The following is a 19418-nucleotide window of genomic DNA, read 5'->3' on the forward strand; positions in this document are numbered from 1 at the left end:
GTTTGAGTGCATCCTCAAGCTGAACCCCCTCAAGCCGCTCTCTCGTCCATCCGCGGAACGGACCGCCGGAGGCAGTCAGAAGAATCTTGTGGATCTTATTTCCGCTCTCTCCGTTCAAACTCTGGAAAATTGCGCTGTGCTCACTGTCAACCGGGAGAATCTTTACCCCAAGTTCCTTTGCGAGAGGCATAATGATGTGACCCGCAGTCACCAGAGTCTCCTTATTTGCAAGCGCAATATCCTTTCCTGCCTTCATCGCCGCGATCGTCGGGCGAATGCCGATCATGCCGACAACCGCAGTCACGACAATCTCTGCATCCGGCTGGGTCGCAGTCTCCATCAGTCCGTCCATCCCGGAGACAATCTTCACATCGAGATCTGCAACTGCCGTGCGCAGCTCTTTTGCCTTCTGCTCATCCCAGACACAGGCAAGTACCGGATGAAATTTGCGGATCTGCTTTTCGAGAAGCACAATATTGCTTCCCGCTGCAAGCGCTGTCACCTCAATATCTCCGTTCTGCTCCACTACTTCCAGGGTCTGCGTACCGATCGAACCGGTCGAACCCAGAATTGCAATTTTCTTCATGGTTTTTTCTCCTTTTCTTCCGTTCTTTCCGTTACTTTCACTACTTTTTATTATTTTCGTTCTTCTGTTACTTTAAAAACGTCAGCGCAAAGTAAATTGCCGGTGCGGTGAACAGCATACTGTCAAACCGATCCAGAATTCCACCGTGTCCCGGAATCAGGTTGCCGTAATCCTTGATATTGTGGTTTCGCTTGATCGCCGATGCCGCAAGATCTCCGATCTGGGAAATCATTCCCGCAATCGCACAGGCAATCGCACAGGTGATCTGCGGATTTGAAAATTCCTGCATATGCACTCCAAAAATACTTCCGTAAATAAATCCGAGAAGTCCTGCTCCGACGATTCCGCCGATTCCGCCCTCAATCGTCTTCTTCGGGCTCAGCACCGGGGTCATCTTGTGCTTTCCGATCAGCATACCGACGCAGTAGGCACTCGTATCACAGCCCCAGGAACTGAAAAAGACAAGCCATACCAGATAAGCACCGTCCTGCATCACACGCACCAGATAGAGGTAGGACAGCATCACCGGCACATAGAACAGTCCAAAAAATGCCACCGTAATCTCTTCCGTCTTATATTTCGGAAACGTGAACACATAGATGCTCATCAGCACCATCAGCGTGATGATTGCCAGCAAAATCACATACTCCTGCCCATTTTCCAGCCAGACAATCCCATAATATGCCAGAGCAGAGAGAAATCCGACTGCTCCGAGCACATTTTTTTCAATTTTCATCACCCGATACAGCTCAAACAGGCCAATCAGTGAAATCAACGCGGTCGTCGCATACAAAAGGATTCCTCCCTGTCCGACAATCAGAACTGCAAGGATGACAAGAACAATACCGCTTATCAGTCTTTTCGTAAACATCGTGAAATCTCCTCCGTCTATGTCCTGTCTCTTCCCTATGCCTGCTTGACTCCGCCAAATCTGCGGTCACGCTTATTATATGCCTCAATCGCCTTCACAAGTTCTGCACGGTCAAAATCCGGCCACAGACAGTCGGTGATGTAGATCTCGGAGTAAGCAAGCTGCCAGAGCAGATAGTTCGACAGGCGCAGTTCTCCGCTGGTACGGATCAGAAGGTCCGGATCCGGCATGCCTGCGGTGTCAAGATAGGAGGCAACCGTGCTCTCCGTGATCGCCTGCGGATCGAGCTTTCCGGCTTTGCAATCTTCTCCCATCCGTCTCACCGCGCGGGTGATCTCATCGCGTCCGCCGTAGTTGACTGCAATGACAAAAGTCAGACCAGTATTATCCTTTGTCTCTTCCTCAAGACGGTTGATTCCGTCAATGATGTCCTGTGCGAAACGGCTGCGCTCTCCGATCATCTTGACGCGCACATTGTTTGCCTTTGCCGTCTTTAAGAGGCGCACCATATAGAAGCGGAAGAGCTGCATCAGTGCTCCTACCTCCTCGCTTGAGCGCTTCCAGTTCTCCGTGGAAAATCCGTACACCGTCAGGTACTCAACACCCATGCGTGCTGCGATCTCAACGGTCTTCTCTACGGTCACACAGCCTTCCTTGTGTCCCATCGAGCGCGGAAGTCCTCTCTTCTTTGCCCAGCGTCCATTTCCATCCAGAATAATTGCAATATGTTTTGGAACAACAAGTCCCTGCAAATCGTTTTCCATAATATTCCTCCCTAAAAATACAGGACAGGAATTTCCCCCTGTCCTGTTAAAATACGTATTGACCTTTCTTCACAAAACGATCACCTGCACTTTGATCATTTGCAATTAAACAGTCATGATCTCCTTGGTCTTTGCCTCGATTGCTGCATCGATCTTCACGATCATCTTGTCGGTAAGTTTCTGGATCTTCTCCTCTGCGGTCTTCTGCTCGTCCTCAGAGATCTCTCCAGCCTTCTCCATCTTCTTGAATGCCTCGTTTGCATCACGACGGATGTTACGAACTGCTACCTTTGTCGCATCACCCTTCTTCTTGACATCCTTTGCGAGGTCTTTACGACGCTCCTCCGTCAGCTCCGGGAATACCAGACGGATCACCTGACCATCGTTCGTCGGGTTGATACCCAGATCAGAGGTCAGAATTGCCTTCTCGATTGCCTTTAACAGGGACTTCTCCCACGGCTGAATCACGATCATACGAGCCTCCGGAACGCTCAAGTTACCAACCTGCTGAATCGGGGTCGGAGTTCCGTAATAATCTACCTTAATCTTGTCCAGAACATGCGGGTTTGCGCGACCTGCACGGATAGAAGAATACTCCTCCAGAAGTACATCCAGGGATTTTCCCATCTTCTCTTCGTAAATCTTTAACTGATCCTGCATAACATCCTCCTGTTAGTTAGTCTACGGTCACAATCGTACCGTTAATTTTTCCCTGCATTGCATTTGCAATGCTGTCTTTCTCATTCAAATCAAATACTGCCATCGGCATCTTGTGCTCCATGCACATGATCGATGCGGTCAGATCCACAACTGCAAGCTTCTGATCGATCACATCCTGAATACGGATGGTATCATACCGCTTTGCATCCGGGTTTACGGCCGGATCACTGTCGTATACGCCATCAATCGATTTTGCAAGAAGAATGCAGTCTGCATCCATCTCAACCGCACGCAGAGTGATTCCGGTATCGGTAGAGAAGTACGGATGTCCCGTACCACCTGCAAAGAATACGACACGTCCTTCCTCGAAGAACTGATTTGCCAGATCCTTAGAGAACTGCTTCGTCATCGTTCCACATACAAACGGAGTCAGAATCTCGGTCTTCATTCCGGTATTGCGGAAAATCTCAGACACATAGATGCAGTTCATGATCGTGGCAAGCATACCGATCTGGTCTGCATGTGTGCGCTCGATCGCATCGCTTGTGCGTCCTCTCCAGAAGTTTCCGCCGCCGATGACAATACCGACCTGAACACCTGCATCGACAGAAATCTTGACCTGTCTTGCAACTTCCTTTACCGTATCTTCATCAAACCCGGTTTTCTTCGGGCCTGCAAGCGCTTCGCCGCTCAGCTTCAAAAATACACGTTTCATATCCATGAAAAATTCTCTCCTTCCGGCCACACCCATATTTCTGACACTCCAATGGATGAAACTCATTGGATTCTCATATACGATTAAATTTCTAAATATATTCGATAACGATTATATCACATCAGACAGTTTTTGAAAAGAGAAAAAAACGTCCCTGTCCTCGGATGAGAGACAGAGCGAAGCACACGCCTCACCGCCGGAAATTTTCTCCCTTTTTTCTTTCATGCATTCGGAAAAATCGTACAGTGCACAGTCCGTGCTCTGCCCGTCGCGGATGACGCGCCCCACCGCATCTCCTGAATATTTTCCATTCTCCGTCCGCATCTTCTCTGTCTGAATATTTTTAATATCCGGTACCTTCTCCGCTATATATTTTCTGTGCATACCCATTTTCTGCGGAAGCAGGATGCGAAACGAATCAAGCGGAATTGTTAGTCCTGTTCCGGTCATCTTCACATAGCTCTCCTTCATTGTCCAGAAACACGTAAACATCCTGTCTCTCTCCTTGCCCTCCGGGCATGAAAAGATCTCCCGGCACTCTTCCTCACAGAAAAAACGTCTCGAAACCCCGGCAGCCGCCTGACGGACTTCCTCAACATCACAGCCGCACGGGCGGTCAGAAATCACTGACATCACAAAATCCCCCGAGTGAGAGAGATTAAAAAAAAGTTCCGGGCATGACAAAAGCATTGGTTTTCCATGTTCCGAAATGCCCATTTTCTCCGTCTTCTCCCTGCGCCCAAACCGCATAAGCGCATGATCGAGCAAAATCCCCGCTGCCAGACAGCGCTCTTCATCTTCCGGTCTGCGAAAACGATCTGCCTTCTCTATTCTCTGTTTGGACAATCGCCCTTTCATCTCAGAGAGCATCTCTGTTTTTTCCTGCTCTCCCTCCGGAAAATCCAATCTCATTAAATCTACATATGTGCTCATAATTCTGCCTGTTTTTACCCATAAATTGCTAAACATGACATCATGGAATTACCACGTCTGAAATCTCCGTTTTCCATGCCATAATTGATTTCTTTTTGTATTTGCATTGTAGCAAAACTCCGACGGCGAGAAAGTCTACCAGTCACCATTCAAACAGTCAAACAACAAAATGCCCTCATCCGGCATTTTCACAGATCAACACCAGATGAGGGCATTTTTCATTTAGATGTGTAGATGTGCGACCAGATTATTACCTCATTACCGGTTTACCCACTTCTGTTTTGCTTTCGCAACTTCCAGAATCATGTCAACCACGCCATCTACTCCAAGTGCCGAGCTGCTCAGACAGAGATCATAGCTCTTTGCATCTCCCCAGCGCTTGCTCGAATAATAATTATAGTAACTCGAACGTTTCTTATCTGTCTTCACCATGATGTCCTTTGCCTTGGCATCATCCACCTTATACAGGTCTTTCAGACGGGCAATTCTATCCTCATCCGATGCCGTGATAAAGACGGACAGGGTATTCGGATAATCTGCAAGTGCATAATCCGCACAACGTCCGACAATCACGCAGGACTCCTGATCTGCAAGCTTCTTGATCGTATCAAACTGAGCCAGAAAGATCTTGTGATTCAGCGGCATATCCATGTAAGCAGAAGAATTGTACCCCATCGAATATGTGTCCATTACAAGCGAATACAGAAAGCTGCTCGTCGGCTTCTCATCATGAGATTCAAATAATTCCTGGCAAAGACTGCTGTTCTTCGCTGCCTGAGCTAAGAGTTCCTTGTCGTAACACTTAACCCCCATCTTTTCTGCCAGTTTCATTCCGATATCCTTACCACCGCTTCCGCACTGTCTGCCTATTGTGATAACAAGATTTCCCTTCATAATGTTTTGCTCCTTTCTGTCTTCGTGCGCATCTGAAAATACAGAAACAAACAAGTACGCAGGCAAATCATCCGTCTCCTGCATCTGTCCTAAGATACGCCTGGAATCCGCCCCGTTTCCCATCTCCATTGCCGATGTCAGTATCCGTATCATTGCACAGACAATATCGAATGAGTCGCAGTGTTTTCTCCTTTGACTCTATTATAACTCAAAATTTCAGAAAAGTATATAAACATTATTTAAAAAAACGTATATTTTGTTAAAAATTGTCACAATTTTCTTAGTCGTAATTTTCCTACCGCAATTTTTCTGCCACAACGCTCCTGTCACAGCGCAGTGAATCTGTCCTGCATCAATCCTGCTCCAGTTTTTTCAGAAGATTCTCAAAATATTCTGGAAGCGGCGCCTGAAATTCCATATATTCCCCGGTTGTCGGATGGATAATTCCAAGCACTCCGGCATGGAGTGTCTGTCCCTGAAGACCAGAAAACGGGCATTTCGCCGAACCGTAGACATGATCTCCGAGAAGCGGATGACCGATGCTCGCCATGTGAACACGGATCTGGTGCGTCCGCCCGGTCTCAAGCTGACACTCGATGTAGGTGAAACGGCGGAAACGGCGCAGTACCCGATAGTGCGTGATTGCATCCTTTCCGTTTTTCTCATTGATGCTCATCTTCTTCCGGTCTGTCGGATGACGTCCGATCGGGGCATGAACCGTCCCCTCATCTTCCTTCACGACACCGTGAACGATCGCATAGTACTTTCTTGTGATCGAGTGCACTTTGAGCTGTTCGGCAATCGCATTGTGAGCCTGATCGTTCTTGCAGACAATCAGGACTCCCGTCGTGTCCATGTCAATGCGATGGACAATCCCCGGGCGCATGACTCCGTTAATTCCCGAGAGATCCCCTCGGCAGTGTGCCATCAAGCCATTGACGAGGGTTCCCGTCGCATGTCCGGCCGCCGGATGCACAACCATTCCCTTCGGCTTATTGACCAGAATGATATCCTTATCCTCATAGAGAATGTCAAGATCCATCTCCTCCGGCACAATCTCCGGCTCCACCGCCTCCGGAATATCAAGCTGGATCCGGTCCCCCTCTGCGACCTTATAACTGCTCTTTACCGGGCGATCATTGACCGTCACGCCCCCATCTTTCAAGAGTTTCTGGAGATGGGCACGCGACATCTCTGCAACCTGCTCACTCAGATAGCGATCAATTCGGGATCCAGCTCCCTCTTCCACACAAAATTCCCGAATCAATGCTTCTCCCCCTTTTCATTTCTTCCGCTCTTCTTTTTCAGGGAGAACACCTCTAAATCACTATCCTTATAATAAAATCCAAACAGGATAAGGAGAGCTGCCGTCGCCGTCGTCACATAGATGTCTGCGACATTGAAAATCGGAAAATCAATCAGGCTGAAATACAGAAAATCCACCACGTATCCGAGAGAGATTCGATCAGCCATATTTCCGATTGCGCCTGCCGTGATAAAAATCAGACAGATCTTGAGTGCATGGTAGCGCGCATTTTTCCAGCTCGGCATCCGATACATCATAAATCCCGCTGCCGCAAGAACCAGAAGCGCAATCACAAAGAAAAATCCCTGACGCCCCTGTAAGATTCCAAATGCAGCGCCGCGGTTCTCCGAGTAGAGAAGCTCGAACACCCCGTCCATGATGACATAAGGAGATTTCCCTTTGAGTGAAATCGTCGCAGCCAGTTTCGTATACTGGTCAAACCAGAGAAGAAGAATCGATCCAATCCCCCAGACTGCCAGATTGCCAAACTTATCTTTCATTCGTTTCCTCCGCAAGCCATTCCAGTGCCTCTTCCATCTCTTCCTCGGTTACGGTACGGTCAATATATGCCTCACCGACCTGACGCAGAAGGACAAATTTAATGGCACCTGCCTCCATCTTTTTATCATTTTTCGTTGCCTCGATCACTTTCTTCGGATCCAGACCGTATCCACTCGTGGAAACCGGAAGATCAAAGGTCGCAAACGCCCGTCTCATCTGTGCCACCTCGTCTTCCGAGATCATTCCGCGCTTCGCGGAAATGTGTGCAGCGGCAAGACATCCGAGTGCCACGCACTGACCGTGAGCCAGCTTGAAATTCATCAGCTTCTCAATCGCATGACCGAGGGTATGGCCGAAGTTTAAGAGTGCTCTCTCTCCCTGTTCCGTCGGATCCTTCTCCACAACATCTCTCTTGATCCGGCAGCTCACAAGAATCAGCTGTTCGCAGACACCAAGTTCTCTGTCTCGGATCGCCTCCGCATGATCGCAGATCCACTCATAGTAATCGCGGCTTTTGATCAGACCGTGTTTGACAATCTCTCCCATTCCAGATGCAAACTGCTCCGGCGGAAGTGTCAGAAGACTTGAAGTGCTCGCAAAAACAAGGGACGGCATGTGGAATGCGCCCACCATGTTTTTGTAGCTGTCAAAATCCACTCCCGTCTTTCCTCCGATGCTCGAATCCACCTGAGAGAGAAGGGTCGTCGGAATCTGAATAAAACGGATTCCGCGCAGGTAAGTTGCCGCTGCAAATCCACAGAGATCTCCAACCACTCCGCCGCCGAGAGCCGCAAGAACATCCTTTCTGTCAAAATGTTTCTGGATCAGAAACTCATAGAGCGTGCGGACCGTATCCAGATTCTTATTTTCCTCACCCGCCGGAAATACAAAAGTCTCAATTTTCTTACAGCATCCGGACAGCTGCTCCTTCACTTCTTCAAGGTAGAGCGGAGCCACATTGCTGTCTGTCACAATACAAATCTTCCGGCTGCCCGTCTCTAAGGCCGGCACTTCCTCTCTCAGCCGCTCATAGGAAGATTCCACCACAATATCATAAATCCAACTGCCATCTCTGCGTACATTCAGTCTCTCTGCCATTTTGCTGTTCTCCTGTATAGAATTAATTGTATAAATATACACTATTACAAACGATAACTGTCTTTATTTAATTTGAATTTATAAGTATCTGCTTCTTTGCTTTTCCTTACTTTTACAATATTTCACGGGATGAAAAGAATAATTCTGTATGAAAGAAAAGCAAACAATCTTCCGAAAAATCGCTGGAAAATTGTCTGCTCTATGTACCTTTTCTTCCCAGAACGATGTCCGTTCCGTTTTCAGATTTTGTCGTCCTGTTCTCGATTCACATCGCAAACAGAATCTTTTTACAGGTGAATGTTCATACCGGAAACTTCCAGGCCTCCGTTGTTGAGCATCTCCTGAAAATCGCCGGAAAGTTCTACCGTCTCCGGTGTTGCAATAAAGATATAACTGGAGATCTTCTGAAGATTTCCATTCATGGAGTAAGTGGAACCAGAGATGAAATCAATGATTCTCTGTGCGGTCTCCGTGTGGATTCCCTCCATATTCAGGACAACTGCCTTACCGGCAAGCAGGTAATCGCAGGTCTCTCTTGCGTCGTCAAAGGAAGTCGGTTTAATCAACGATACTTCCATTGTTCTCGGCTTCATCGGGACAACCTTCGGAGAGCGGGAGAATAAGCCTCTGCGTCCCTCATCGATATCCTCATCCTCATCGTCATGCTGTGAAAAACGGCTTTTTCTTGAAGGACGCTCTCTCTCATCCATCTCATAATCGTCTTCCGTGTCGAACATGTTATCATCTATGTCATCATTGTTCATCCGGAAGGTATCCATTACCTTACTCAAAATACCCATAATTCTCTCTCCAATCCTCATCTGGCACCAAAAATTCCTGTGCCGACTCTAATCATAGTTGCACCCTCCTCAACGGCGACCTCGTAGTCACCGGTCATTCCCATGGAAAGCACACTCATGCTAACATTATCAACGTTTTTTCTTTTAATGTCAACAGATAATTCATATAATTTTTTAAAAACAGGGCGATTTTCTTCCGGATGTTCCACATTTGGCGCTATTGTCATCAGACCGCAAATTTTTAAGTGCTCCATCTGGCTGATCGCAAGGACTGCCTCCTCCACCTCTTCCGGGGCAAATCCAAACTTACTCTCCTCTTTTGCCACATTGACTTCCAGAAGGATTTTCACCTCGCGGTCTTCTTTCTGCGCTTCTTTCTCAATGTATTCTGCAAGACGAACGGAATCAACGGAGTGAATCATCTCGACATGCGGCAGAACCTGACGGATCTTATTGTGCTGAAGATGACCGATCATATGGAAACGCGCATCCTGCGGCATCTGCGGTGCCTTCTGGACAATCTCCTGCACCTTGTTCTCTCCAAAATCACGGGCTCCTGCCTCATATGCCTCACGAAGATCCTCGATCGGCTTTGTCTTGCTGACCGCAATCAGGGTCACTTCTCTCGGATCTCTGCCGCTGCGCGCACAGGCAGCATCAATTTTTTCTCTGACTTCTCTGTAATGTTCCTGAATCATCTTTTTTCCTCCTGAGAAAGTTTGTGATGCCCCCCACCTATAATGGCGGGGGACATCCACTCTGAATTATAAATCTTACTGGTAAATCAGCTCACCCTCATAGACCGAATTTGCATCGAGTACAATGTGGTCATAGACCGCAAGTCCGTAATTGGTTCCCTTTTTCACCGTATAATACTCATCATTTGATTTGAGAATCTCAATTTGCTTAAAGACCGCATATCCCTTGTTGATGTTGTACACGCCCTGAAGAGATGACGTCGGTCCGATCTGATAACGCTCCTGTGAATTCGGCTTTACGATATAATCGCCTCCTTTAAGCGAAACCTTGTCCCCCATCTCAATATAATCATATTCATCATCCGAGTAATATATGGTAACTGGAACAAATTCAAGTGAAGTTCCCGCCTCCGAGTAAACTTCCTTCATGAAACCGACATCTCCGCCCTCTCCGTCTTTTGCGAGGAAATCCAGCGGAACCAGATAGAAATTCTTTTCCGTAACTGCCGTCACAGGGATCTTGAGTCCATCCATTCTCTCGGTCTCGACCTCAAAATCCACATACCGCTCTCCCACAAACTGCACCATGTACTGATGAAAATCCAGTTTTCCGTACTGGGCACCGTCCGTGCCGGTGAAAATAGAAAAGTCGCCGTCTGTATCCAGATCATATGTCGGAAAAGTCACATGGAGACTCGTCTTGTCGCTGTACTCCGCAGCGTCTTCCTCTTTCAGCGGAAAAATCAGGCTCCAGTCATCTGAGGTCACTAATTTGTAGACCGGTGTGGACTGTTCAATCAGATCTCCCGACTTCGGAATGGATTTTGTATACTTCACGCGATCAAAAGAGTCTGCATTTATCTGATCCGCCGTGAGTCCCTCCATCCCATCAATCGCATAGGACACCACACCGGATGCGGGCGATCTCACCTGCTGGAAGGTGATTCCGGTCTGCTCAAGCATCGCATCAAGATTTCCAAGTGAATTGAAATTCACGTACTCGAGGACTGCCGCCTCCAGCGTATATCTCAAATCATAGACATCGGAAAATCTCTGATCACTGTAACCGATTGAGAAGGAGGACAGCTGACGCTTGATGTCGGCAAGATTCTCACTTGTGAGCGTCACATTTGCATCCGGATTTTCTTCCATAAATTTTGCAAGGCTTCCCGTCTCATCGATCGAATAGATTCTTGTTCCGACGCCGGCACGTTTTCCCTCACGGATATAATAATTGATGTATCCGCTCCGGTCCGTCGACTCCACCTGTTCATTGCGCAAAATCAGTCCCGTGTACTGAGTGTCATTGACGATATTTCCCTCGACAACCTCATAGAACTGGATCTTGTCCTTCCTCATATATTTGTAGACACTGAATATCAGATAAATAAAGATAATCGCAAAGATAATCATCCCCACATTAAAATTCAACGGGCGACGATACCGCACGATTTTCGCGTTTTTTGATTTTTTCTTTTTTGCCAAAACGATTTCCTCCCGCGCCTGATTCGGCTCCAATTCATTATAAGAGTTTCCTATAAAAAGTTCAAGCCGTTTTTCCATAAACCAAAAAAGAGAGAAACGATAAAAGCGCAAAACTTTTACCATTTCTCTCCACTATCATTTTTACCAGTTCGCATTTCTCATCCCATTTGAGATCTTATTTCAGATCTCATTTGAGATTTTATTTCGAATCTTATTTTTTCTCGTCCAGTAACATCACACCCTCCGCCGGATTGTGATCAATCGCACCGACAATCTTGTGTGGAAGATACGGTTCTTCAAGATAAGCTATGTCTTCCGGGGTCAGCTTGACCGCAAACGCACCGACGGCATCTTTGAGATGTTCTTTTTTCGTCGCACCGATAATCGGGGAGGCAACTCCTTTTGCCCAGTGCCATGCGAGTGCAATCTGAGACATCTTTACGCCATATCGCTCTGCCAGTTCATGGACGCGGCCGACGATCTGCATATCCTGCTCTTCCGTCCGATCGTATTTTCCCATCGCGACGCGATCCGTCTTTCCACGCAGCGTGTCTGTCCTCCACTGCGGACGTGCCAGATGACCGGCAGCCAGAGGACTGTACGGCATCAGAGAGACATTCATCTGTCTGCAGATCGGGATCAACTCCCGCTCATCCTCCCGGTACAGGAGGTTGTAGTGATTTTCCATCGCCTGAAACTGTGCAAAACCGTGATCTCTCGCTGCAAGCTGCATATTGTAAAACTGATAACCGTACATCGCCGAAGCTCCAAGAGCTCTGATCTTTCCCGCTTTGACCAGATCATTCAGCGCTTCCATCGTCTCCTCTATCGGAGTCTCATAATCAAAACGGTGGATCATGTACAGATCGAGATAATCCGTTCCGAGACGTTTGAGTGTCCCGTCGATCTCCCTGTGGATCGCCTCAGCCGAGAGTCTTCCGGGATTAAAGTAAACTTTGGACGCAATGACGACCTGATCGCGGGCAACATTCTTCTTGAGTGCACGCCCTAAATATTCCTCGCTCGTTCCCGCAGAGTAACCGTTTGCCGTGTCAAAAAAATTATAGCCGAGAGATAACGCATATTTCACCATTTCTTCTGTGTCCGCCTCATTTAACGTCCAGTCATGCATCGTTCCGGCTTTTCCGAAACTCATACATCCGACACACAATTTTGAAATTCGGATATCTGTATTGCCCAACCGTGTAGTTTCCATCTGCGATCCCTCCATCTTTTCTTTATTTTTTTATTATTTTCCTGTTTCTTTTTTTATTTTATCTCTTAATTTTAATTCTTCAGCATCCGCTTCACTGCGATAAACGTCAGATCATAAAGCGAACTGTACGTGTAATCCACTCCTGCCTTCTGCATCGCTTCTTTCTGCTTTTCCGTTACCACGGTATACGGATAAATTCCAAACATAAACGGAAAGAAAGAATAAAGAAATTCCTGCTGCTTCTCTTCCCCCATATCTTTTCGAAATTTAGCGAGCAGGCTCTTGACCGTCGTCAGCGCTTTCCCATAAGACCTCTTAAACTCAACCAGACGTTCCATCCTGCTGTTTTCTTCTAAATCATAGTGATTCATTGACATGATTTTGAGAAGCTGTTTCCGGCGGTCGAGAGTTCCTGCCAGCGCATCGGCGATCTCATCATCTGTCATCGAATCCCTGGACTCTGTGATCGTTTCGAGCTCAGAAATCCAGGAATCATATTCCCGTTTTAAGAGAGCAAGAAAAATTTCCTCTTTTGTCTGGAAGTAATTATAAATCGATGTTCTGGAAAACGTCGTCTCCTTCCCGATCTCTTTCAGCGTGATCTCTTTAAAACTCATGGTCTGATAAAGTTTTTCACAGGCATTGATGATCTCTTCTTTTCTGGCATTTGTCCGTTCGACTGACCCTGCTGGCATTTCGTTGCTTCCTCTCATTCTGGCGGATCAATATCAGATAAAGATCCGCCCTGGTTTGACATGTTTTTTAACGCAATGCCATCTTATCACATTTTGCCGGTAAAATCAGTTCATTTTCGCACAATTGCCAACTTTTTCTCCAACCTTGAAATACTCATAAGTCGGGAACTCAAAGAGAACCGGTTTAAATACATGGTAGTCAATCTTTCCCTGTTCATTCAGAACCGACTCATCCGCATAGGTTGCAAGAATCTTGCAGACAAAGTTGTCAAAATTTTCAAGCTCATAGTTGCCATCCATCTCACACTCAATTGAAATCTTTGCATCATCAATCAACGGAGCACCATTCTCGCCGATCGTGTAGGCAAATGCCCCGGACTTATCTTCCTTGTTTCCACTGATCACACCCATGCGGTCCGCTTCCTTCAACCAGGATTCATCAACTACATTTACAGAAAGTTTTTTGTTTTCAAGAATGCCCTGGTTGATATAATGCGCATGCACAAGGGATACCATCAGATGTGTGTGTGCCATGGTTCCGGCATGCGCCACCAGTGTCCAGGTTGGTTTTCCATTCACCATCGCTCCCACAACAATCACCGGACATGGATATAAAGCCAGCTGTGCTCCAATATTCTTTTTCATTGTTCTGATCTCCTCTCGGTCTTCAATCTTTTTTGTTCTTTTATTTTATTTGTAACAATTTTATAACTTTTTTGCCACTACTTCCTATCATTTGACAGCACTTCTTTCATGTCATCTGATAGGAATAAGTGTCATTTTATCATTTTGACACTGTGTCAGTTTCTGCGTCCCTTGCAATATACCATTATTTTGACATCGTGTCAAGATGTGGGGTGATATGGTGTCAAATTGGATTTGTTGATATTGAACAGATGAATGGTGTTTGTTATTTGATTTTTATTACATAGAACGTAATTTAATGTATAATTACAAAAAAGAGCTTTAGGACACATTTTCCTTCTTAGAAAATCAGAAAATATATCCTAAAGCTCTTCTAAAGCCACACTTCATAAAATCCATCAGTCCAACAATTTATTTGAAAATCAAAAAAAATGTTTTTGTCACAATTCCAACCGGTTCATTGTCTCCTGCAGGCGTTGAAAAAATAATCCGGCATGATAGCCATCTGCTACCGCATGCGCGATCATAAGATTCACCGGCATCAGAATCCTATCTCCCGATTTTTCATATTTTCCCATCGTGATAATTGGAAAATATGCAGGTTCTGTGCTGTTGACCGTCCTACTGCCAAACGCCGTAAACGCAGCCCAAGGAACACAGGAAATACAATAAAAATTGGCTGGCTGACCTGCTTTGACCTTGATTCCCTTTTTCTGCTGTCCTTCCTGCATATCATTTGTGATCTCCCGGTAAAAGACTTCAAACTCATCAGAATACTCCGTCCAGCAATCGGAAAATGTCTTATCATCCTCATGGAAGATCGTATAATTGGGAACAATCCGGTCCCAAATGCACAAGTTTCCCTCCGTGTCCTTAAACATACGGAAATTTTCAATCTGATTTAACACCTTTGTCACCAGATAAATGACCGTCGGATAAAACTTGTGTCCACTCTCATGGCAGAAATCCAGTACGGTTTTCACATCAACAGGTACTGTCATGTTGTACTCGATTTTAAGTTTCTCCGTATAATATTTATAATGTTCCCTGCGCGGCCAGGATGCCATATCAACTTTTCTGTAACCATCCATGATGATCTCTCCCTCCTTAGAAAGTTTGCGATGTCCCCATCTATTTTTGAATCTTGCGCACTGCCTTCTCTATACTTCCGCTCATATCCACATCCAGCAATACCTTAATGAGCCAGAAAAACACCAGCAAAACCAGAATCGGAATCACACAGGATGTGATCAGCATCACAGCGACAGCCTCCACGAAACGACTCAAAGAATATTCGATCTTCTGCAGCAATTCTTCTGAAGATAAGGTTACATTTTCTACTGCACTTGTCACCGTGTCCTTCGCATTTCCAAGAGCACCTTTTGCCTTTTCCAAGAGACCTGTGACACCTGTGCCCTGACTTTCCTTCTGCTCCGCCCCAATTTTATTTTCACTTTTATTCGTACTTTCATTTTCCTTCTGCTGCATTCCCGCGTCTTCGCCAGATCCGCTCTCCAAAATCTTCTGTGTTCCTTTTGCCTCCTCAAGAGTCATCTCGATCTGGGCATGATATGTATCATCAATCAGATCAGACAGTTTGACACTTGCCGGAACTACCAGAAAAATACAAATTCCAAATGCCAGTAATCTTCTGGCAAGCTGACTGACACTACGATTTTGAAAAATCAGATTTCCTGCAAACAGAACACAGGCCGCCGGAATAAATAATTTGAAAGCTGCGTAACCAGTCAGTGTCACTAAATACTTTTCCAGAAACACTGCGCACAGCACAATTAACAGATAACCACTCAAATCCGCAACTTTTTCTGCGATCGGAGTGCCTACATCCCCCGGCAGAAGTGTAATCAGCGCAGAGGTCGCCGTGGCCGCCACAGTCAGTTCCAGCACCGTGTCTTTTTTCTCATCCAACGCCACAATCGTCTCTTTATGATGTTCCGGTGCCGCTGCATACTTTGCTCCCACACTGAATGACAAAATTGCAATTACAAGCAGCGCAACCATACCGATCCATTTCTTTTTATCATAAGTAACCCACATGCAATTTCTCCCACATTCTTTATCTTCTTTCTAAAAAACCCTCCGCTATGAGCTTACACCCACAGCGAAGGGCTTTCTAAAATAGTCCAAATCGGTATCAAATTCAACTAACGGAATAAAAGTTCTTTATGTATTACAGTGAGATGATTACATCTTTCTGTGCGCTCTCCGGCATATCTGCTGCGTCCATGGATACGCTGAGAACGAAGTTTACTGCATACTTATCACTGATTGTTTCCAGAGTTGTGATGGTGTCAGCGATATCCTCTCCCTCAAGGGATGCCAGCTTTAAGAAGCTGTCAAGGAACATCGTCTCAATATCATGATCCTGAGAAATGATTCCGCACAGGAAACCGATGAATCCCTGGCTGCCGCTCAGCGGATACTCATTCACATTGATCAGACGGATCTTGTTGCTTAATTCGTACATATGCTTGGAGCTCTTGTCCAGATAAACGATCGAACCGGTTGCGTCCTTTACTCCCTGATTCGCCATGTCTAACAGATGCTTGGTCTTTCCTTTTCCCTTTTTACCTGCGATAATCTGCACCATAGTAATCTCCTCCTTGAGCTTATTGAATTTGTATAAAATTCTTTTTATATTAACTCAATTATAGTACAAATCACAAAAATTTTCAACGGCTATTTGACAATTTTCTGAATAATATTTGTCATATTTCCATATAATTCCGGTCTGTTCGACGCTTTCATGACAACTGAGATATAATCCTGCTTCTGGTCATCCTCACAGCCGAGAATCAGACAGTAACCGGCAGCCTGCGTTGTGCCCGTCTTTCCGCCAAGCACCGTCACTCCGTCCGGAGTCTGCTGTTTTCCCGTCAGATACTGGTTGCTGCTCTCCCATTTCTGACTCTTTGCAACTCCGTTTGCGTCCTTGTAGTCAGCCTCATACTCGGTCGATCCGATGATTGTCCGAAATTCTGGATACTTGAGACACTCATTGAAGATCAGATACAGATCATAAGCCGTCGTGTAATGTTCCGGATTCGTCAGTCCATGCGGATTGACAAAGTGGGTGTCCGTCGCACCGAGTTTCCACGCCGTCTCATTCATCTTATCGGCAAATGCCTCAAGATTTCCCGCCTCATAGACCGCAATCGCTGCCGCGGCATCATTGCCGGACGGAAGCATCAGACCATACAGAAGCTGTTCAAGTGTCAGCGTCTCCCCTGGATTTATATGGCAGAGCGAGGCGCCTGCCTCGGTGATCACCGTCTCTTTTCCGACTGTGATCTCCTTCTGAAGATCTCCGTCCTGAAGCGCGATCAGCGCCGTCATAATCTTTGTGATGCTTGCAGGATTCATGCGCTCAAATGGATTTTTCTGGAAGAGTACCTGCCTGTCTCCGACAGAAAACAGCGCTGCCGCCTCCGCCTTGACGCCGGAATCCGAAGAAGGTTCAGCTCCCGTCACCACGCAGAGATCATTGGCAAACGCCGGTGCGCGTTCTCCGGAAGAAGATTCTTCCAGAAAACTCTCCATGCGCCCATTTTCATACAAAGTCTCCGCCTGTCCGCTCTTCCCGCACGCCGCCATCATCAGGCACATGCAGGACAGGGCAGCAGACAGAAACACTCTCCTCTTTTTCAACCCGGTCACCTCTAGCGGTAAATCTCACGCCATTCCAGATCACCACGGTCAAGCGCCTTTACAAGAAGCTCTGCGGTCGCCAGATTCGTTGCAAGAGGAATGTTGTAGATATCACACAGGCGGACAACGTCATTCACATCCGGTTCGTGAGACTTCGGAGTCAGCGGATCTCTCAGAAAAATCATCATATCCATCTCGTTGTGCTCAATCTGTGCCGCCAGCTGCTGCTGTCCGCCCAGATGACCTGCCAGATATTTGTGGACATTGAGATTCGTCACTTCCTCCACCAGACGTCCCGTTGTTCCCGTCGCATACAATTCATGCTTACTTAAAATTCCTCGATAGGCAATGCAGAAATTCTGCATCAGTTTCTTTTTTGAGTCATGTGCAATCAGACCGATATTCATAAGAACATACCTCCTTTAATACCTCTCATAATTATTATTTCGTCTTTGCAGTCCCACATTCATCACAATGCCGATTCCGAAATAGAGACTCAGCAGAGAGCTGACTCCCGAACTGATGAATGGGAGCGGTAAACCGGTATTTGGAAAAATTCCGGTTGCCACCGCAATGTTGGCGAAACTCTGAAATGCAAACAGCGTCGCAAGTCCGACACAGAGAAGCCTTCCGGCTAAATCCTTCGCTCGCGCCGCCATCATCAGACACTCATAAACAATCAATGCCATCAGAATGATCACGACAACTGACCCGATAAAACCGAGTTCCTCTCCCACAACCGCAAAGATAAAGTCTGTCTCCTCCTCGGAGAGGAAGTTTCCGTTCTTTACAGAAGAGAGTGTCGTCGTATTCAAACCCTTTCCCCAAAACATGCCGGAGCCGATTGCCATAATCGAGTTGTTCTGTTGGAGATTCGCTTCCGCATATCCGGATTTATCAAAGAAGGCCAGAATTCGGCGCACCTGATAATCCGCCAGAAACGGTACAGCTCCCAGCTTCAGCAAGTAGACAAACAGACCTCCGCACGGCAGAACCACCGCCAATGCTCCAAAAATCCATTTGAAACTCAACCCCGCCACAAACAACATGCTCAGGAAAATCACCATTGTTACAAGTGACGTACTAAGATTAGGCTGACTGAAGATCAGAAAAAACGCGATAAAGAAAAGTCCGCCTCCGATCAACAGTGTGACAAACTGATTGATCTTGTCCTGATACTTGTCAAAGTACCACGCCAAGAATACAATCAGACCAATCTTTACAAACTCAGCCGGCTGGATCTGACCGATCAGCGGTACGCGGATCCATCTGGTCGCAATACCTTTGCTGACACCAAATACCAGCACAGCAGCCAACAGCAGAACACAACCTGCATATATAACAGGCGCCGTGGAAAGGACCCGGTGGTAATCCACCAGAGACAGTCCGATCACGACGGCAAACCCAATGACAATTCCCATAATCTGCTTTCCAACCACAGCCATATCCTGGTTGGACGCACTTCTGAGAACAAAGACACCAATAATATTAAGAAGAAGCACATAAAGGAATAGACGAAAATTGTAATTCCTCAAGCGATAATCTAGTAACATTCTTTAATTCCTCTTGTTTGTAAATTCGCGGACCGGAAATGAAGCAGATAAAATCTCTTCTTCCTTCTCCCGCATCAGCCGAATCTCAATTCGGCTGCAGTCAATCTCAGCGTATCGGGAAAGAACATCCTTCATATCTTCCCGGATCTGGTCGAGAAGCCCAAGACTCAGTCCCACCTGATCCGAAACCAGAAGAAGTTTCAAACGATTTCTGGCAATCTCACCGGAATTGCTCCTGCCCCAAAAACAGAATCCCAGTCTCATCCCCGGTTTCCCTCCTCTATGCGCGTTTCAGAAATCCGGAAATCCGAACCAGAATTCCCCTGTGA

22 protein-coding genes and 1 pseudogene are annotated in these 19418 nt (G+C 46.5%); all 23 read right to left on the reverse strand.

Going from position 1 to position 19418, the window contains the following annotated elements; genetic code table 11:
* Positions 1-586 (reverse strand): annotated as a pseudogene (locus tag ACR0QE_RS10530) (1-deoxy-D-xylulose-5-phosphate reductoisomerase); the annotation flags it as partial.
* Between the two features lie 67 nt (positions 587-653).
* Positions 654-1457 (reverse strand): phosphatidate cytidylyltransferase, encoded by an 804-nt coding sequence (locus ACR0QE_RS10535; protein ID WP_432628310.1) that lies wholly within the window; start codon positions 1455-1457, stop codon positions 654-656.
* Positions 1458-1492: 35 nt separating this feature from the next.
* Positions 1493-2221, reverse strand: coding sequence for an isoprenyl transferase (locus ACR0QE_RS10540; RefSeq protein ID WP_432628311.1), 729 nt, complete (start codon positions 2219-2221; stop codon positions 1493-1495).
* A 105-nt stretch (positions 2222-2326) separates the two neighbouring features.
* On the reverse strand, positions 2327-2881 hold the full coding sequence (frr, locus tag ACR0QE_RS10545) for a ribosome recycling factor (protein WP_432628312.1): 555 nt from the start codon (positions 2879-2881) through the stop codon (positions 2327-2329).
* Between the two features lie 16 nt (positions 2882-2897).
* Positions 2898-3602, reverse strand: coding sequence for a UMP kinase (gene pyrH, locus ACR0QE_RS10550; protein WP_432628313.1), 705 nt, complete (start codon positions 3600-3602; stop codon positions 2898-2900).
* A gap of 105 nt (positions 3603-3707) precedes the next feature.
* Positions 3708-4529, reverse strand: a complete 822-nt coding sequence (locus ACR0QE_RS10555; RefSeq protein ID WP_432628314.1) for a 4'-phosphopantetheinyl transferase family protein — start codon at positions 4527-4529, stop codon at positions 3708-3710.
* 258 nt (positions 4530-4787) lie between these two features.
* Positions 4788-5423 (reverse strand): AAA family ATPase, encoded by a 636-nt coding sequence (locus ACR0QE_RS10560; RefSeq protein ID WP_432628315.1) that lies wholly within the window; start codon positions 5421-5423, stop codon positions 4788-4790.
* Between the two features lie 352 nt (positions 5424-5775).
* Positions 5776-6690, reverse strand: a complete 915-nt coding sequence (locus tag ACR0QE_RS10565) for an RluA family pseudouridine synthase (protein ID WP_432628316.1) — start codon at positions 6688-6690, stop codon at positions 5776-5778.
* Positions 6687-7229 (reverse strand): signal peptidase II, encoded by a 543-nt coding sequence (gene lspA, locus ACR0QE_RS10570; RefSeq protein WP_432628317.1) that lies wholly within the window; start codon positions 7227-7229, stop codon positions 6687-6689. Before lspA ends, ACR0QE_RS10565 begins: the two co-directional genes overlap by 4 nt.
* Positions 7219-8328: a 3-dehydroquinate synthase gene (gene aroB / locus ACR0QE_RS10575; RefSeq protein WP_432628318.1), complete on the reverse strand. Its 1110-nt coding sequence runs from the start codon at positions 8326-8328 to the stop codon at positions 7219-7221. Before aroB ends, lspA begins: the two co-directional genes overlap by 11 nt.
* Positions 8329-8615: 287 nt before the next feature.
* Positions 8616-9128: a cell division protein SepF gene (locus ACR0QE_RS10580; RefSeq protein ID WP_432628319.1), complete on the reverse strand. Its 513-nt coding sequence runs from the start codon at positions 9126-9128 to the stop codon at positions 8616-8618.
* 17 nt (positions 9129-9145) lie between these two features.
* Entirely contained in the window at positions 9146-9826 is a 681-nt protein-coding gene (locus ACR0QE_RS10585) for a YggS family pyridoxal phosphate-dependent enzyme (RefSeq protein WP_432628320.1), read from the reverse strand.
* 75 nt (positions 9827-9901) lie between these two features.
* A complete protein-coding gene (locus ACR0QE_RS10590; protein WP_432628331.1) occupies positions 9902-11239 on the reverse strand; it encodes an HlyD family efflux transporter periplasmic adaptor subunit in 1338 nt (445 codons plus the stop codon).
* A gap of 283 nt (positions 11240-11522) precedes the next feature.
* Positions 11523-12527: an aldo/keto reductase gene (locus ACR0QE_RS10595; protein WP_432628321.1), complete on the reverse strand. Its 1005-nt coding sequence runs from the start codon at positions 12525-12527 to the stop codon at positions 11523-11525.
* 71 nt (positions 12528-12598) lie between these two features.
* Complete coding sequence (locus tag ACR0QE_RS10600; protein ID WP_432628322.1) at positions 12599-13222, reverse strand: TetR family transcriptional regulator; 624 nt, start codon at positions 13220-13222, stop codon at positions 12599-12601.
* A 105-nt stretch (positions 13223-13327) separates the two neighbouring features.
* Entirely contained in the window at positions 13328-13867 is a 540-nt protein-coding gene (locus ACR0QE_RS10605; protein WP_432628323.1) for a flavin reductase family protein, read from the reverse strand.
* A gap of 440 nt (positions 13868-14307) precedes the next feature.
* Positions 14308-14958 carry a CatA-like O-acetyltransferase gene (locus ACR0QE_RS10610; RefSeq protein WP_432628324.1) on the reverse strand — a complete coding sequence of 217 codons (651 nt, stop codon included), beginning with the start codon at positions 14956-14958 and terminating at the stop codon, positions 14308-14310.
* A gap of 40 nt (positions 14959-14998) precedes the next feature.
* Complete coding sequence (locus ACR0QE_RS10615; protein WP_432628325.1) at positions 14999-15925, reverse strand: hypothetical protein; 927 nt, start codon at positions 15923-15925, stop codon at positions 14999-15001.
* A 133-nt stretch (positions 15926-16058) separates the two neighbouring features.
* A complete protein-coding gene (locus tag ACR0QE_RS10620; protein WP_432628326.1) occupies positions 16059-16478 on the reverse strand; it encodes a twitching motility protein PilT in 420 nt (139 codons plus the stop codon).
* Between the two features lie 89 nt (positions 16479-16567).
* Positions 16568-17545, reverse strand: a complete 978-nt coding sequence (locus ACR0QE_RS10625; RefSeq protein ID WP_432628327.1) for a D-alanyl-D-alanine carboxypeptidase family protein — start codon at positions 17543-17545, stop codon at positions 16568-16570.
* A 2-nt stretch (positions 17546-17547) separates the two neighbouring features.
* Positions 17548-17943 carry a methylglyoxal synthase gene (mgsA, locus tag ACR0QE_RS10630; protein WP_432628328.1) on the reverse strand — a complete coding sequence of 132 codons (396 nt, stop codon included), beginning with the start codon at positions 17941-17943 and terminating at the stop codon, positions 17548-17550.
* 15 nt (positions 17944-17958) lie between these two features.
* Positions 17959-19089 (reverse strand): FtsW/RodA/SpoVE family cell cycle protein, encoded by a 1131-nt coding sequence (locus tag ACR0QE_RS10635; RefSeq protein WP_432628329.1) that lies wholly within the window; start codon positions 19087-19089, stop codon positions 17959-17961.
* Positions 19090-19092: 3 nt separating this feature from the next.
* A complete protein-coding gene (minE, locus tag ACR0QE_RS10640) occupies positions 19093-19353 on the reverse strand; it encodes a cell division topological specificity factor MinE (RefSeq protein WP_432628330.1) in 261 nt (86 codons plus the stop codon).
* Positions 19354-19418 lie beyond the last annotated feature (65 nt).

The organism is Brotaphodocola sp. (assembly GCF_050873065.1).
In the GTDB taxonomy this organism is placed as follows: Bacteria; Bacillota; Clostridia; order Lachnospirales; family Lachnospiraceae; genus Brotaphodocola.